The 15,688-nt window shown below is 72.5% G+C and carries 13 protein-coding genes; 8 read left to right on the plus strand and 5 right to left on the minus strand.

Annotation, left to right across the window (positions count from 1 at the left end; all coding sequences use genetic code 11):
• Positions 1-6: 6 nt before the first annotated feature.
• The 6 genes from M1R94_RS05940 (at position 7) to M1R94_RS05965 (ending at position 3,804) form a co-directional block, all read left to right on the plus strand.
• On the plus strand, positions 7-507 hold the full coding sequence (locus M1R94_RS05940) for an ATP synthase subunit B family protein (protein WP_249380749.1): 501 nt from the start codon (positions 7-9) through the stop codon (positions 505-507).
• 105 nt (positions 508-612) lie between these two features.
• Positions 613-1,197, plus strand: coding sequence for a YceD family protein (locus M1R94_RS05945; protein WP_249380750.1), 585 nt, complete (start codon positions 613-615; stop codon positions 1,195-1,197).
• Positions 1,198-1,199: 2 nt separating this feature from the next.
• On the plus strand, positions 1,200-1,394 hold the full coding sequence (gene rpmF, locus M1R94_RS05950) for a 50S ribosomal protein L32 (protein ID WP_249380751.1): 195 nt from the start codon (positions 1,200-1,202) through the stop codon (positions 1,392-1,394).
• Positions 1,395-1,412: 18 nt separating this feature from the next.
• Entirely contained in the window at positions 1,413-2,147 is a 735-nt protein-coding gene (gene rnc, locus M1R94_RS05955; RefSeq protein WP_249380752.1) for a ribonuclease III, read from the plus strand.
• On the plus strand, positions 2,140-3,114 hold the full coding sequence (gene mutM, locus M1R94_RS05960; protein WP_249380753.1) for a bifunctional DNA-formamidopyrimidine glycosylase/DNA-(apurinic or apyrimidinic site) lyase: 975 nt from the start codon (positions 2,140-2,142) through the stop codon (positions 3,112-3,114). Before rnc ends, mutM begins: the two co-directional genes overlap by 8 nt.
• A 63-nt stretch (positions 3,115-3,177) precedes the next feature.
• Positions 3,178-3,804, plus strand: a complete 627-nt coding sequence (locus tag M1R94_RS05965; RefSeq protein ID WP_249380938.1) for a response regulator — start codon at positions 3,178-3,180, stop codon at positions 3,802-3,804.
• A gap of 47 nt (positions 3,805-3,851) precedes the next feature.
• Here M1R94_RS05965 and M1R94_RS05970 read toward each other — a convergent pair whose 3' ends face one another.
• The 5 genes from M1R94_RS05970 to M1R94_RS05990 are packed head-to-tail and all read right to left on the minus strand — an operon-like array spanning position 3,852 to position 11,557.
• Entirely contained in the window at positions 3,852-5,552 is a 1,701-nt protein-coding gene (locus M1R94_RS05970; protein ID WP_249380754.1) for a GAF domain-containing sensor histidine kinase, read from the minus strand.
• Positions 5,552-7,315 (minus strand): thiol reductant ABC exporter subunit CydC, encoded by a 1,764-nt coding sequence (gene cydC / locus M1R94_RS05975; RefSeq protein WP_249380755.1) that lies wholly within the window; start codon positions 7,313-7,315, stop codon positions 5,552-5,554. Before cydC ends, M1R94_RS05970 begins: the two co-directional genes overlap by 1 nt.
• Positions 7,312-9,030 carry a thiol reductant ABC exporter subunit CydD gene (cydD, locus tag M1R94_RS05980; protein WP_249380756.1) on the minus strand — a complete coding sequence of 573 codons (1,719 nt, stop codon included), beginning with the start codon at positions 9,028-9,030 and terminating at the stop codon, positions 7,312-7,314. Before cydD ends, cydC begins: the two co-directional genes overlap by 4 nt.
• Complete coding sequence (gene cydB / locus M1R94_RS05985) at positions 9,027-10,046, minus strand: cytochrome d ubiquinol oxidase subunit II (RefSeq protein ID WP_249380757.1); 1,020 nt, start codon at positions 10,044-10,046, stop codon at positions 9,027-9,029. The genes cydD and cydB overlap by 4 nt, the downstream gene beginning before the upstream one ends.
• An 11-nt stretch (positions 10,047-10,057) precedes the next feature.
• Positions 10,058-11,557 (minus strand): cytochrome ubiquinol oxidase subunit I, encoded by a 1,500-nt coding sequence (locus tag M1R94_RS05990; RefSeq protein ID WP_249380758.1) that lies wholly within the window; start codon positions 11,555-11,557, stop codon positions 10,058-10,060.
• Between the two features lie 406 nt (positions 11,558-11,963).
• Here M1R94_RS05990 and M1R94_RS05995 point away from each other — a divergent pair, with 406 nt between their 5' ends.
• Both M1R94_RS05995 and rplU read left to right on the plus strand, forming a co-directional pair.
• Positions 11,964-15,188, plus strand: coding sequence for an Rne/Rng family ribonuclease (locus M1R94_RS05995; RefSeq protein ID WP_249380759.1), 3,225 nt, complete (start codon positions 11,964-11,966; stop codon positions 15,186-15,188).
• Between the two features lie 168 nt (positions 15,189-15,356).
• On the plus strand, positions 15,357-15,665 hold the full coding sequence (rplU, locus tag M1R94_RS06000; RefSeq protein ID WP_249380939.1) for a 50S ribosomal protein L21: 309 nt from the start codon (positions 15,357-15,359) through the stop codon (positions 15,663-15,665).
• Positions 15,666-15,688 lie beyond the last annotated feature (23 nt).

Consider the following 15,688-nt stretch of genomic DNA (forward strand, 5'->3'; position numbering starts at 1 on the left):
GGAGACGTGAGCGAGCACCCGTCGGACGACCAGCGCCGCCGGCCCGAGGGCCTGACAGGGATCCTCGAGGCGCTCGAGCAGCTCGTCGCCCAGGCCAGGGCGATGCCCATGTCCTCGTCGGTGATCGTCAACCGCGCGGAGGTCCTGGACCTCGTCGAGCAGGCCCATGCCGTGCTGCCCAGCCAGCTCAGCGAGGCTGACACCGTCCTCGCCGGGGCGGGGACCGTCCTGGAGGAGGCCAGGCGCGAGGCGGCCGGCATCCTCGAGGGCGCACGGCGGCGCGCCGAGGAGCTCGTGGGGACAGACGAGGTCGTCGTGGCCGCGAGGGTCCGCGCCGGAGAGATCGTCGACGAGGCCGAGAGGACCGCGGCGGACTTGCGGCGTGACGCGGACGACTACTGCGACCGTCGACTGGCCGACTTCGAGATCGACCTCGGCAAGGTCCTCAGCCAGGTCCAGGCGGGCCGCGCGAAGCTCGCAGGTCGGCTCGACGCCACGGAGGGCTGACCTGCGCGGCGTGTTGTGCGAACGGCCGGGCGGATGCCGTAGCATTGCCGGTTGGTCCTGCCGCTCGCGGCGCGGACCGAGACCCCTCGACCCAGGACTGACGCCGTGGAGCGCCCCATCACTCTCGATCCCCGTTCGCCGCTCGTGCTCGACACCCATGAGCTCGGTCGACGTCCGGGGACGATGCGGACGGTGCGTCGCACGGTGCCTGCGCCGGTGGATCTCGGTACCGCCGTGATCGGCGTCCCCGCCGGTGACGACCTCGACCTCGATGTGAGGCTCGAGGCCGTCATGGAGGGGGTCCTGGTCACCGGATCCGTCCGTGGCCGTACGGTCGGCGAGTGCGTGCGCTGCCTGGAAGAGGTCGTCGAGGAGCTCGACGTCCCGATCCAGGAGCTGTACGTGTATGCCGAGCGTGCTCGTGTCGCCGTCGAGGACGGCGACGACGAGGAGGACGTGCGTGAGCTGGACGGCGAGCTGATCGACGTCGAGCCCGCGCTCAGGGACGCGGTGGTGCCTGCGCTACCGTTCCGCCCGGTCTGCTCGACGGACTGTCCCGGGTTGTGCTCCGAGTGCGGAGCGCGCCTGGCAGACCCGGAGAACGCCGACCACACGCACGAGATCCTGGACCCCCGGTGGGCTGAGCTCGACCGGATGAAGAGCATGTTCGACGACACGAAAGAGAGCTAGCCGTGGCTGTTCCGAAGCGCAAGATGTCGCGCAGCAACACCCGTGCGCGTCGGTCGCAGTGGAAGACGACCGCCGCGACCCTGACGACGTGCCCGCAGTGCAAGGGCAACAAGCGGCCGCACGCTGCGTGCCCGACGTGCGGGGCCTACAACGGCCGTCAGTACGTCGAGGCGCTGCGCACCGAGCACGCAAGCTGATCCAGCCTGCTGACTGACGTGGCAGCTGCGACGTCGGCCGACCAGCTCGTCGAGAAGCTCGGGGTCCACATCGACCCCGAGCTTCTCGTGCTGTCCTTGACGCACCGGTCGTTCGCGCACGAGGCCGGGGGCATCCCGACCAACGAGCGGCTTGAGTTCCTGGGCGACACGGTGCTGGGTCTGGTCGTCACCGAGGCGCTCTACCGACGACACCCCGGGTTCAGCGAGGGCGAGCTCGCCAAGATGCGTGCCGCGACGGTCTCTCAGCGCGCGCTCGCGGCGATCGCCCGTGACCTCGACCTCGGCCCGTACCTGCTGCTCGGGAAGGGAGAGCTGTCCACCGGTGGTCGCGACAAGGACTCGATCCTCTCGGACATGCTCGAGGCGATCTTCGGGGCCGTCTACCTGAGCCACGGGCTCGAGGTGGCCCGAGGGCTGATCGAGCGGCTGGTCGACCCGACCCTGGCGATCGCCGCCGACCTGGGCGCCGGGCTGGACTGGAAGACGTCGGTCCAGGAGCTCGCGGCACGGCTGGACCTGGGGGTGCCCGAGTACGACTGCGCAGGGGAGGGGCCCGACCACGCCCGGGTCTTCACCGCACGCATCGTGCTCGGCGGTGTGGTCTACGGCACCGGTACCGGCTCGGCGAAGAAGGTGGCCGAGCAGGAGGCTGCCGCGGCGGCCTACCACGCGTTGCAGTCCCTCGAGACGGGCGCGTCCGCGACGGTCGGCGAGCCCTCGACCGGTGCCTGAGCTGCCCGAGGTCGAGACCGTCCGGTCAGGCCTCGCCCGGCACGTGCTGGACCACGTGGTCACCCGCGTCGAGGTGCGCCGCGACTCGAGCGTCCGCCGGCACGTGGGCGGCCCCCCCGACTTCGCGGCCCAGCTGGTCGGACGGCAGCTGACGGCAGCGGTCCGCCGGGGGAAGTACCTCTGGGTCCTGCTGGACGGCAGCGACGCCGCACACGGGGGAGAGGCGCTGGTGGCTCACCTGGGCATGAGCGGTCAGCTCCTGGTCCGGTCGCAGGCCGACCCTGATGGTCCTGTGGCCGGTGGTGCGGCGGACTCGCCGCACCTGCGCACCCGCCTGCACCTGTCCGACCGTGACGGCCGTGGTGCGCGGCTGGACTTCGTGGACCAGCGGACCTTCGGCCACCTGGCGGTCGCCGAGCTGGTGCCCACACCTGACGGGGCTCCGGCGGGCCAGGGGAGCCCGCTGGCGCTGGTGCCCGCCCCGGTCGCCCACATCGCCCGGGACCTGCTCGACCCGGCCCTGGACCGCGCGGCGCTCGTGGCCGCGCTGCGTCGCCGTCGTACCGACGTCAAGCGTGCGCTGCTGGACCAGACGCTCGTCTCGGGCGTGGGGAACATCTACGCCGACGAGGCGCTCTGGCGGGCCGGTCTGCACTACGCGCGAGCGACCGACGCGCTACGACCCGTGCAGGTGAGGCGGCTGCTCGACGCGGCGGAGGAGGTCATGAGGCAGGCGCTGCAGGCCGGGGGGACGAGCTTCGACGCGCTCTACGTCAACGTCAACGGTGCGTCGGGGTACTTCGACAGGTCGCTCGCGGTCTACGGGCAGGAGGGTCGACCCTGCCCGCGCTGCGGGGCGCCGGTGGTCCGTGACGCCTTCATGAACCGGTCCTCGTTCTGGTGCCCGGTCTGCCAGAGCCGTCCACGTACGGCACGCCGTCACCCACTCGGGCGCCGAGTTCTCTAGGATGCGAGCGTGGTAGCCAACGTCCCGCCCCCGCCCGCCGACCGCGTCGCCGACATCGCGGTCATGATCGTCGACGACCACGAGGTCGTCCGGCGAGGGATCGCCGAGGTGATCGACAGATCCGAGGGGATGGGGGTCGTCGCCGAGGCGGGGTCGGTCGCCGAGGGCATCCGTCGCGCGAGCCTGGTGCGGCCCCAGGTCATGCTGGTGGACCTGCAGCTGCCCGACGGGACAGGCATCGACCTGATGACCGCGCTGCGTGAGACCCTCCCGGACACCCGGGCGATCGTCCTGACGAGCTTCGACGACGACGACGCGCTCGCCGCGGCGCTCAAGGCGGGTGCGGCCGCGTACATCCTCAAGAGCGTGCGTGGCGCCGAGATCGCCGATGTCATCCGCTCGGTCGCGGCGGGGCGCACCCTGCTCGACGAGCGCACGGTCACCCGGCGTCGGGCCGACCACGACGACCCGACGGCCGACCTGACGCCCAGCGAGCGCAAGGTGCTCGACCTCATCGGCGAGGGGATGTCCAACCGGGAGATCGCCGAGCGGCTGGGTGTCGCGGAGAAGACCGTCAAGAACCACATCACCTCGCTGCTGTCCAAGATGGGGCTGCAGCGACGCACCCAGGTCGCGGCCTGGGTCGCCGGGCACAAGCACAGCGCCTGGCGGTCCGAGCCCGGCGACTGAGCCTGCCCCGCGGACCTGCTCCACAGGGTGCCCGGTGGCGGGCGCCGTCATCCGCGTGACAGCGGTGCCCTCCAGGCCAGCAGCGTGCCGCAGCCGCTCACCGCGGTGCCCAGGGTGAACGTGCCGCCGTGCCGTCGCGCCCGTGCCGCGAGGTTGTCGGTGCCCGATCGGCGGTCGCGCTCGGGGGGAAGGCCGGCGCCGTCGTCCTCGACCTCGACCGTGATGGTGCCCAACGGGCCCGTCCCGCTCAGGTCCACCCGGACGGCCACGGACTGTGCCCGCGCGTGACGCGCGGCGTTGGCGAGCCCCTCTCGGACCACCGCGACGACGTCGTCGGCCATGTCCTCACCCACGCGGTCGTCGAGGGCGCCGGCGTCGCCGTCCTGCGCCTCGGCGGAGTCCAGCACCCTCTTGTCGACCGTGATGAGCAGGGACGGGGCGAAGCCCAGGCCGGTCCGCGCGAGGGAGGCCTCCCGTCGCAGCCGCTCGGCGAGGGGTGCGGTGGCGTCGGGGTCACGCAGGGCGTGGACGATCGACCGGATCTGCCGGACGGTCGAGTCCACGTTGTCGAGCGCGTCCTCGATGATGCCGGTCAGCTCGGCCGGGTCGACCCCCCTGGCAGCGCGGCGGCGCACCGTCTCGAGCTGCATCCCGGTGGCGAAGAGCTGCTGGATCGCCAGGTCGTGCAGGTCACGGGCGATACGCTCCCGCTCGTCCAGCAGGGCCGCGACGTCCTGGGCATGACGGGCCTCGGCGAGGACCAGCGCCAGGGCCGCCTGTCCGGCGTAGGCCTCGGCTGTGGCCAGGTCGCTCGGGGCGAAGGGCGGGCGCCCGACCCTGCGCAGCAGCATCAGCACACCCACCCCGGTCTTGTCCGAGTGCATGGGTGCGTACATCGCGGGACCGAACTGGCGCAGGGCGTCCACACGCATGCTGCGCGAGCGGGACAGCGAGTCGACGACCAGACCGTTGCCGTCCCGCAGCACGGTCCGCGCCCGACCGTCGTGGGGCATCACGGTGCCGATCAGGTCGTCCGCGCCGGCGCCGTCGACGATCTCCATGACCCAGCTGTCCTCGCCGACCCCTGGCAGGACGAGAGCCGCGGTGTCGGCCCCGGCGACCTCGCGCGAGGAGGCCGCGATCCGCGCCAGGACGTCCTCCTCCTCGGCGCCCGAGAGCAGCATCGTGGTGATCTCCTGGCCGGCGTGGAGCCAGCGCTCGCGCCGCTGCGCGTCCGCGTACATCTGGGCGTTCTGGATCGCCACGGCAGCCGCGGCGGCGAGGGTGATGACGGCCTCGTCGTCGTCGTCGGAGAACCCTCCGGGCTTCTCCGAGAGGTACAGGTAGCCGAAGACCCTGTCACGAACCCGGACCGCGCTGCCCAGGAACGAGCCCATCGGGGGGTGGTTGGGAGGGAAGCCCTTGAAGCTGGGGTGCTGCATCAGGTCGTCGAGCCGCAGGGTGCCGTGCGGCGGGATGGCGCTCAGGACGCCGATCGCGTGCGGGGGGCGGCCCAGCATGGCTGCGAGCCGCTCGTCCATCCCGGTGTGCACGAAGGTCGTGGACCGGCCCCGGGAGTCGAGCACGTTGATCGCCGCGTAGCGCGCACCCGTCAGGTCGGCGCTCGCGCTGACGAACCGTTGCAGGACGGTGGGCAGGTCCAGGTCGGAGGCCAGGCCGAGGGCCGCCTGGAGCAGGTCCGCCGCGGCGAGCGAACCGTCGTGGTGGTCCGTGGGCGGTGGGGACATCAGGACTCCTGGACTTCGGCGAGCCAGGCGTCGCGGTAGGGGGCGACGCCGTCGTGGTCACGGGCGACCAGCTCGCTGTGCCGACCTCGTGCTCGCACGGTACCGGTCCTGTCGAGCAGGATCACCTCGTCCGCCCCCTCGAGGCCTGCCAGCCGGTGCGTCACGACCAGGACTCCGCGGTCGGGTGTGAGCGTGCGGTCCAGGAGCGAGCGGAGCACGGCCTCGCCCCCGGTGTCGAGGTGCTCGGTGGGCTCGTCGACCAGCAGCAGGGGGGCCGGGCACAGCAGCGCCCGGGCGAGCAGCAGTCGTCGGCGCTCGCCGCCCGAGATGCGCGCGGCGTCGGCACCCAGGACGGTACCCAGGCCCTGGGGCAGCCCGGCGAGCCAGCGCCCGAGCCCCACCGAGGTCAGCGCGTCCAGCGCCTCGTCCGGGGTCACGTCACCACGACCGACCCGCAGGTTCTCCAGGATCGTGGTGTCGAAGACGTGGGCGTCCTCGGCGGTCATCGCGACGCGGCTCGCCGCGACCTCGCGAGGCAGGTCGGCCGGTGGGTCGCCGTCCAGGGTCAGGGTGCCGCCGACGGCCGGGAGCAGTCCGGCCAGGGTCAGCAGCAGGGTGGTCTTGCCCGCCCCGCTCGGCCCGACGACGGCGACCGTCCGTCCGGTGCTCAGGTCGAGGTCGAGGCCCGTGAGCAGCGGTTCCTGCCCGGGCCAGCCGCAGGCCAGCCCTCGGACCACGAGGCCGCGCCCGGGGGCTGCGGGAGGCATGGGGGCGGGCTGCGTGGCGGTCGGCTCCTGAGCGACCTCGTCCAGCAGCGACATGATCCGGCGGGCGGCCTGGCGTGAGCGCAGCACCTGCACGCCGGCCGCGGGCATCAACGACACCGCCTCGAAGGCCGCCAACGGGGTCAGCACGACCACCGCGAGCTCGACTGGCGTGAGCAGCCCCTGGGTCGTGGCCGGGACGGCGAGCGCGAGCGCGGCGAGCACCGCGAGACCGGTCGCGAGGGGTCCCGCTGCGGCCGCCAGCGCGGCGGGGCGGGCACCGGTGTCGGTCGCCCGCGCGAGGTCTGCCTCGACCCGCGCGAGCTCTCGGCGCAGGTCCGGGGTGCGCCCCTGGACGGTGAGCTCGCCTGCACCGTCGAGCAGGGCGAGGGTGACCGCGCTCATCTCGACCCGGGCGTGCGCGGTGAGTCGTTCGGTGGTCCGTGCGGCACGGACCGACCACCAAGGTGCGACGACGCCTGCCAGCACCAGGCAGCCGGCCAGTGCCAGCCCCGCCGTCGGCAGGAAGACCCCCAGGAGAACCACGCTGCCCAGGCTGACGACCGCGGCCACCGCTGCCGGCAGCAGGCCCCGGACCACGACGTCGCCCACCGCGTCCACGTCGGCGCCGACCCGGGCGAGCAGGTCCCCGCGCCGCAGGGCCATCACGGGCTCGGTCCGCCCCACGGCGAGACGTCGGTAGATCTGCTCGCGCAGGGTGGCCATGCCGCGCAGCGCGACGTCGTGGGAGACGAGCCGTTCGACGTACCGCAGCAGCCCGCGGGAGATGCCGAAGGTGCGGACCGCGACCGCCGCGATGGACAGCTCCATCACCGGTGGCATCTGCGAGGCACGCGCGATCAGCCAGGCCGACACGGCTGCCAGGGCCACGGCGCTGCCCAGCCCGCCCGCGCCCGCCAGCACCGCGAGGACCACGCGGCGCCAGGACACACCCAGCAGCAGGACGGCCCGCCAGAGCGGGTCCTGGCGGCCCGTCACCACGCACCCCCGTCGTGGGGTGGGCCGGTGGTCGACGTGCGCGGTCTGCCGGCCACGGCCACGACGGCGTCGGCGGCCTGTCGCAGGGACGCGCGGTGGGTGACCACGAGCACGGTGCGGCCCCCTTCGCGTGCGGCCTCGATCACCTGCCGCACCGTCGCGTCGCCGTCGCTGCCCAGGTGGGCGCTCGGTTCGTCGAGCACCACGAGCTGGGCGTCACCCAGCAGCGCCCGGCTGAGCGCGACGCGCTGACGCTGCCCCAGGCTCAGGCCGGCGCCACCCTGCCCGACCGCGGTACCCCACCCGAGCGGGAGCGCCGCGACGACCTCGGCCAGACCGGTCAGCTCCGCGACCCGGCCGAGCTCCCGGCGGTCGGTGCGGCGACCAGCGGTGACCAGGTCCTCGATCGTCCCGGGGGTCAGCACCGGACGCTGCGGGACCCAGGCGATCTGCTCCCACCAGGTGCCGGGGTCCACGTCTGCGAGGTCGATGGCCGGGGTGTCGAGGGCGTCGCCCGCGGGGAGCACCTGGACCGTGCCCGTGTCCCGGTCGCCGAGGGGTATCAGCCCGAGCAGCACCCCCAGGGCAGTGGACTTGCCCGCGCCGTTGGGTCCCACCAGGGCGGTCACCGTTCCCGGGAGGAGGTCCAGGTCGAGCCCGGCCGGGGCGAGCGCGTCGCGGTCCGGCGCGTCCACACCCAGATCGCGGACCCTGACCGTGCTGCTCCGCAGGTCGGGGGCCGAGATGGTCCCACGGACCGGGAGCGGCTGCTCGAGGACGTCGAAGGTCTGCTGGGCCGCGGCGACGCCGTCGGCCGAGGCGTGGAAGTGGGCGCCGACCTGGCGCAGGGGCAGGTAGACCTCAGGGGCCAGGACCAGCACCGCGAGGGCGGTGGTCAGGTCGAGGTGACCGTAGACGAGGCGGAAGCCGACCCCCACGGCGACCAGGGCGACCGACAGGGTCGTCAACAGCTCCAGGACCATGCCGGACAGGAACGCGATCCGCAGCGTGCCCATGGTCGCCGAGCGGTGCGCCTCTCCCAGGGCTCGCACCCGGTCCGCCGGTCCGCGCTCGCGGCCCAGGGCGCGCAGCGTGGGCAGCCCCGCCACGAGATCGAGGACCTGATGCCCCAGACGCTGCATGACCTCCAGGCGCCGGCTGGCGTGGCCCTGGGTGAGCAGGCCGACCAGGACCATGAAGACCGGCACCAGAGGGATCGTCACCGCGATCGTCACCGCGGCGACCCAGTCCAGACCCAGCACGACGGCGAGCGCCGCGGGGGTCACGGTCACGGCGAGCAGCAGCTGGGGGAGGTACCGCACGAAGTAGGGCTCGAGCGCGTCGAGACCGCGGGTCGCCAGCGTCGCCACCGTCGGCCCGTTCCCCGAGATCCACCGCGGCCCCAGACCCACCGCGTGACCGACCACCTGCGCACGGAGCTCGGCGATGGTCCGGGTCGCGGCCCGGTGGGCGTAGCGCTCCTGGACCGCCGTGACGAGCACCCGCGCACCGATGACCAGTGCCAGCAGCCCGACCGTGGGGGCGACGTCCGGCCAGCGCGACACCCCGGTGACGACCGGCGCGAGCGCCGCGGCCAGCAGGAGTGCCTGGGCCACCACGAGACCGGCGGTCGCCGCGCCGAGGCCGGCGGTGAGCAGGACGTAGCGTCGTGCTGCGCGGGCCCTGCGGAGCAGCCGGGGGTCGAGCGGTCTCACCGGCGCAGGAAGGTGAGCCCGGTGTGCTCGGGGATCTGCTCGGCCGTGATGCGCTTGCGGAACACCCAGTAGGTCCAGCCCTGGTACAGCAGGACGACCGGCGTGAGGATCACGGCGACCCAGGTCATCACGGTCAGCGTGTAGTCGGTCGACGACGCGTTGTCGACGGTGAGGGAGTTCGCGGGGTCGAGCGCGGGCATCACGTCGGGGAACATCGACCCGAAGATCAGCACCACGGCTGCGACGATCGCGACCGCGGACCACGTGAAGGCGATGCCTTCACGACCCACGCGGGTCGCGCGGACGGTACCCAGCAGCGCGACGGCTGCGACCCCGGTGGCCAGCCAGGTCCACGTCGTGGAGTAGGCGATCTGGGTCCACACCGCCCAGCCCCCCGCGACCAGGAGCGTGACGACCGACAGCCGTGTCGCCAGTGCCCGGGCACGGTGGCGCACGTCGCCGTCCGTCTTGAGTGCCAGGAAGATCGCCCCGTGGGTCAGGAAGATCAGGAAGGTGGTCGCGCCGCCCAGCAGCGCGTACGGGTTGAGCAGGTCGAAGAAGGTCCCGACGTACTGGTGGTCGGCGTCCAGGTGGACCCCGCGCACCAGGTTGCCGAAGGCCACGCCCCACAGGATCGCCGGCACGACCGACCCGAAGACGATCGCGCGGTCGGCCCAGGCGCGCCAGCCGTCGTCGTCGATCTTGCCGCGCCACTCGAAGGCGACGACGCGCACGATCAGGGCCACGAGGATGAGCAGCAGCGGGATGTAGAAGCCCGAGAACATCGTGGCGTACCACTCGGGGAAGGCCGCGAAGGTCGCGCCGCCCGCGGTCAGCAGCCACACCTCGTTGCCGTCCCAGACCGGGCCGATCGTGTTGATCAGGACCCGACGGTCCTTGTCCTTGCGGCCGAGCACGGGCAGCAGCATGCCCACACCGAAGTCGAAGCCCTCCAGGACGAGGTAGCCGGTCCACAGGACGGCGATCAGCAGGAACCAGATGACGGCGAGGTCCATCGTCGCCCCTCTCAGTACGCGAAGGACAGCGGGCGGTCGGGCGCGCCGTCGTCGGTGGGGTCGGTGTCGTCCGGGCCGGTGCGACGGGCTTCGGGGCTCGGGTCGGTCTCGGTGTCGGCCACACCCTCGCTGGCGTACCGCTTCATCAGCCGGAACCACACCACGGCGAGCACTCCGTACAACGCGGTGAAGGTGACCATGGAGCCGATCACGCTCCCCGCCCCGACCGAGGTCGAGACACCGCGCATCGTCAGCAGCCACACGCCGTCGACCCCGGTGGGGTCAGGGTTGGGGTGCACGACCCAGGGCTGACGGCCCATCTCGGTGAAGATCCAGCCGAAGGCCGAGGCGAGGAAGGGCATCGGGATCGCGATGATCCCCAGCACGCCGAACCAGCGCTTGTCGGTCACGCGGCGACCGCGGGTGAGCCAGAGCGAGGCTGCCGCGAGCAGGGCGCTGCCCAGGCCCAGGCCGATCATGAGCCGGAAGCTCCAATAGGTCACAGCAAGGTTGGGGACGTAGTCGACGTCGGAGCCGTAGAGCTCCTCGTAGCGGGCCTGGAGGTCGTCGACCCCCTCGACGGTCGCGGTGAAGTCGCCCGAGGCGAGGAACGAGGTCAGGCCGGGGATCTCGATGAGGTGGGTCACCCCGGAGCAGTCGTTGGCGAGGTCACCCACGGCCAGGATCGAGAAGGACGCACCGTCCTCGGTGGCGCACAGCCCCTCGGCGGCGGCCATCTTCATCGGCTGCTGCTGGAACATGATCTTGGCCTGCCAGTCACCTGTCCCCGCGACGGCGATGCCGGCCACGAGCATGGTCACCAGGCCCAACCGGACCGCCGGGCGGTAGACGTCACGAGCGAGGTCCAGGTCGCCGCGACGCGATGCGCGGACCATCCACCACGCGCCGATCCCCGCCACGAAGGTGCCCGACGTGAGGAAGGCCGCGGCGATCGTGTGGGGGAACGCGGCCAGCAACGTCGGGTTGGTCAGGACCGCGACGATGTCGACCATCTCGGCCCGACCGGTCTCGAGGTTGAAGATGGCACCGACGGGGTGCTGCATCCACGAGTTGGCGGCCAGGATGAAGTACGCCGAGAGGTTGGTGGCGATCGCGACCGCCCAGATGCATGCGAGGTGGATCTTCTTGGGCAGCTTGTCCCAGCCGAAGATCCACAGCCCCAGGAAGGTCGACTCGACGAAGAACGCCGCGAGGGCCTCCATCGCGAGCGGGGCGCCGAAGACGTCCCCGACGAAGCGGGAGTACTCCGACCAGTTCATCCCGAACTGGAACTCCTGGACGATCCCGGTGGCCACGCCGATCGCGAAGTTGATCAGCATGAGCTTGCCGAAGAACTTGGTCAGGCGCAGCCAGCGCTCGTTCCCGGTCCGGTACCAGGCCGTCTGCATGATCGCGACGAGCGGTGCGAGCCCGATCGTCAGCGGCACGAAGATGAAGTGGTAGACGGTCGTGATGCCGAACTGCCAGCGGGCCAGCTCGAGTGCTTCCACGTGGGTCTCCTGAACGGTGCCGCGGACCAGTCTGTCCCTCGAACGGTAGGAACCCGTCCCGCGAGCGGCTTGGGACCTAGGTCCCTCTTTGGTGACGAGACGTCACCTCGTATGTGGCTCGATGATCGGCCTGTCGCGTAGGCCTCAGGTGCTGCTGTGCGATACTGACGACGGCAGAGCGGGTCGCCACACCGTCCCCTCTGCTCCTGACGTTCCCGCTGGACCCGCGGTCCGCGGCCCGCCGGGCGCCGCCGTCATCGATCCAGATGGCAGGGCAGGCGCCGGTGCCGCCCGCCCGTGCAGCGAACGACACCGACGACTTCCGTCGCGTCGCGCCTACCGCGCACGGGACGACCGAGTGCCTCAGGGCTGGCGAGTGTGGTCAGCCCGAGGTGAGGAGCATCCCTTGACGATCGAGAACAGCCCCACCGCCGACACCACCACGCCGAGCGAGGGGACCACCCGGGCGCCGCGGCGCTCGCGCCGGGCCGCCAGCGCGCCCGCGCAGACGATCAGTGCCCCCGCCACGACGGGTGCCGCTCCGGTCGTCTCGGAGCCCCAGGCCGAGTCCGCCCCGGCATCGACGCCGCGCCAGGACGCGGCGACCGAGGGTGGCGAGCAGGCGACGCCGCCCCGCGCCAAGCGCACCCGTCGGGCACCCGCCACCGCCCAGGCCGAGCCCCCCGCCGCCCCGGACGAGCCGCGGACCGCGACGCAGACCACCGCCGACGCACCTCCGGCCGCACGCCGCGGGTCCGGACGCTCGCGTCGGGCGACCTCACCGGTCACCGCGCCCGAGGGGGAGAGCGCCCCTGCCGGTTCGGCCCCGGCCCAGCAGGCCGCCTCGGAGGACGTGGCCGCTCCCACGGACGAGGCTGCCGAGCCTGCCCCCACGAGTCGCGCCGCGCGGTCCCGGTCACGCAAGACCGCGGCCAAGGGCACCACCCAGGCCGAGCCGACCGCGGGGACGTCCGAGGTCGCCCAGGGCGAGCCGGCCGACGCCGCGTCCTCGCCTCAGGAGGAGCCGGCCGCACCGCAGCAGGTCGAGAGCGAGCAGGCTGCTCCTCGTAGCCGCTCGCGCCGCACGCGCAAGCCGGCGACCGAGAAGGAGGCGCCCGAGCAGGAAGCGACCGAGCCGACCTCGGAGCAGCCCTCCACCGCTGCCGCGGGATCGCGCGACGTCGGGCAGACCTTCGACGTCTTCGCGGCGCTGGGCAAGGAACGCGGGGAGTCCACCGTCGAGCCGGACACCTCCGAGCCCCGCCTCGCCAGGACGGCACTGCTCTTCCAGGCGCCCGACCCGGAGTCGCGTCCCAAGCGGCGCCGCGCGCAGGCGCCGGCCGGCCCGCCCCGGCCGATCGAGGACGAGGCCGTCCCGGTCGTGGACGACGACCAGGACGAGGACGAGACCACGCAGGGCGCCGAGCAGAGCACCGCGGGTGTCCCCGAGCAGCGTGAGCCCACCGACCGGTCGGCCGGCGCGGACGAGGACGACGAGGACGGGGCCGAGGACGACGAGGACGGCCGCGACGGTGGCCCGCGCCGTCGCCGCCGCCGAGGCGGGCGCGGTCGCCGGAGTCGCTCGGGTGGTTCGGCGGACCCGTCGGACGCATCGCAGGACACCTCCACGAACGACACGGCTGACCGTGCCACCCAGCAGGACGACCAGTCCGACGAGGGCTCCGACGAGGATGCCGACAGCGACAGCGACAGCGACAGCGACGAGGGCAGCTCCTCGAGCCGTCGTCGTCGCCGTCGTCGTCGCAGCGGCCGCTCCGGGGACGCCCCCGAGGAGCAGGCGCCGGCCGCGAACGGTCGTGGCCGCTCGCGCAGCGGGCGCACGGCGTCCGACGAGGTCACCGCGCTCAAGGGATCGACGCGGCTCGAGGCCAAGCGCCAGCGCCGCCGTGAGGGCCGCGACGCCGGGCGCCGTCGGTCGGTCATCACCGAGTCGGAGTTCCTCGCCCGTCGTGAGGCGGTCGATCGGACGATGGTCGTCCGCGAGAGCGACGGACGCGTCCAGATCGCCGTGCTCGAGGACAACGTCCTGGTCGAGCACTTCGTCTCCCGCACCGCCCAGAACTCCCAGGGTGCGATGGCCGGCAACGTCTACCTCGGCCGGGTGCAGAACGTGCTGCCCAGCATGGAGGCAGCCTTCGTCGACGTGGGCAAGGGCCGCAACGCGGTGCTCTACGCCGGTGAGGTCAACTGGGACGCAGCGGGGCTCGAGGGACAGCCGCGCCGCATCGAGCAGGCCCTGAAGTCGGGCGACTCGGTGCTGGTCCAGGTCACCAAGGACCCGATCGGGCACAAGGGGGCCCGGTTGACCTCGCAGGTCACCCTGGCGGGGCGCTACCTGGTGTACGTGCCGGGCGGGGGGATGACCGGTATCTCGCGCAAGCTCCCGGACACCGAGCGGGCACGGCTCAAGAAGATCCTCAAGGAGGTCGTCCCGGACGCAGCCGGGGTCATCGTGCGCACGGCTGCCGAGGGAGCCTCCGAGGAGGAGCTGCGCAACGACGTCCAGCGGTTGCAGGACCAGTGGGCCGCCATCGAGAAGAAGGCCAAGACCGCGTCGGCGCCCGCGCTGCTCCAGGGCGAGCCCGACCTGGCCATCCGTGTGGTGCGCGACATCTTCAACGACGACTTCCGCTCGCTCGTGGTCCAGGGGGACGACGCATGGACGACCATCTCCGCCTACGTGGACGCCATGGCACCGGACCTCGCCGAGCGTGTCTCGCGCTGGTCGGGCTCCGGTGACGTCTTCGCCGAGCACCGCATCGACGAGCAGCTCGTGAAGGGCATGGACCGCAAGGTCTTCCTGCCCTCGGGTGGTTCGCTCGTCATCGACCGCACCGAGGCGATGACGGTGGTCGACGTCAACACGGGCAAGTTCACCGGCTCGGGCGGGACCCTCGAGGAGACGGTCACCCGCAACAACCTCGAGGCAGCCGAGGAGATCGTCCGCCAGCTGCGGCTGCGGGACATCGGCGGAATCATCGTGATCGACTTCATCGACATGGTCCTGGAGTCCAACCGCGACCTCGTGCTGCGCCGTCTGCTCGAGTGCCTGGGCAGGGACCGCACCAAGCACCAGGTCGCCGAGGTCACCTCGCTCGGGCTGGTCCAGATGACCCGCAAGCGCGTCGGTCAGGGCCTGGTCGAGGCGTTCAGCGAGACGTGCGAGCACTGCCACGGGCGTGGGTTCATCGTGCACAGCGAGCCCCTGGACTCGGCCGCTGCAGCCGACACCGGCGGCGGAGAGCCCTCGAGCGACGGTGCGACGTCGGGCGAGTCCACCCCACGGCAGCGCCGCAAGAAGGCCACCGGTGGCGGTGGGTCCACCTCTGCCTCCCAGGTCAGCGTCCCGGTGCTGCCGGAGGCCCGGGAAGCCGTCAAGGCCACGCTGGCCACGATCGCGGCCGCGGCCGCGCACGCCCACGAGCACGAGCACGAGCACGGCGGGGAGCTGAGCGCCGAGGGTGCCCAGGCCCTCGCCGAGGCGATCGTGCAGCGGGCCACCGGGCACGCCAGCACGGGGGAGTCGACCCCGCAGACCTCCTCGGACACCGAGTCACGTCAGGCGGAGGCCGACGCCGAGGTGCCCGTGGGTCAGGATGCGGAGGGCTGATCGCGCGGTCATTTGACCGCAGGGCAGTGGCTTCCGTACTCTGGAATGTCGGTGCGCCGGGTGCGCACCGTTTCCACGTGCCCCAGGCGCCGGACCAGTCAAGGACTGTCGAGTGCTGAGCACGTCACAAGACGTGAGAACGCCGTACGAGTAGAGATGAGCAGCAACGTGGTGTACGCGATCGTCAAGGCTGGTGGCCGCCAGGAGAAGGTGTCGGTCGGCGACGTCGTCGTCGTGGACCGGCTGTCCGGTGACGCCGGCTCGACCGTCCAGATGCCCGTGCTCCTTCTCGTCGACGGGGAGAAGGTGACCTCCGACGCCGCGGCGCTCGCGAAGATCACCGTGACCGCGGAGATCGTCCGGGACGAGAAGGGCCCGAAGATCGACATCCTCAAGTACAAGAACAAGACGGGCTACCGGGTGCGCAAGGGCCACCGGCAGAAGCTGACCCGCCTCAAGGTCACCGACATCACGTGACGCACGGCGGCCACGGCCGCTGA

It is taken from the genome of Actinotalea alkalitolerans (genome assembly GCF_023369855.1).
Lineage (GTDB): Bacteria > Actinomycetota > Actinomycetes > Actinomycetales > Cellulomonadaceae > Actinotalea.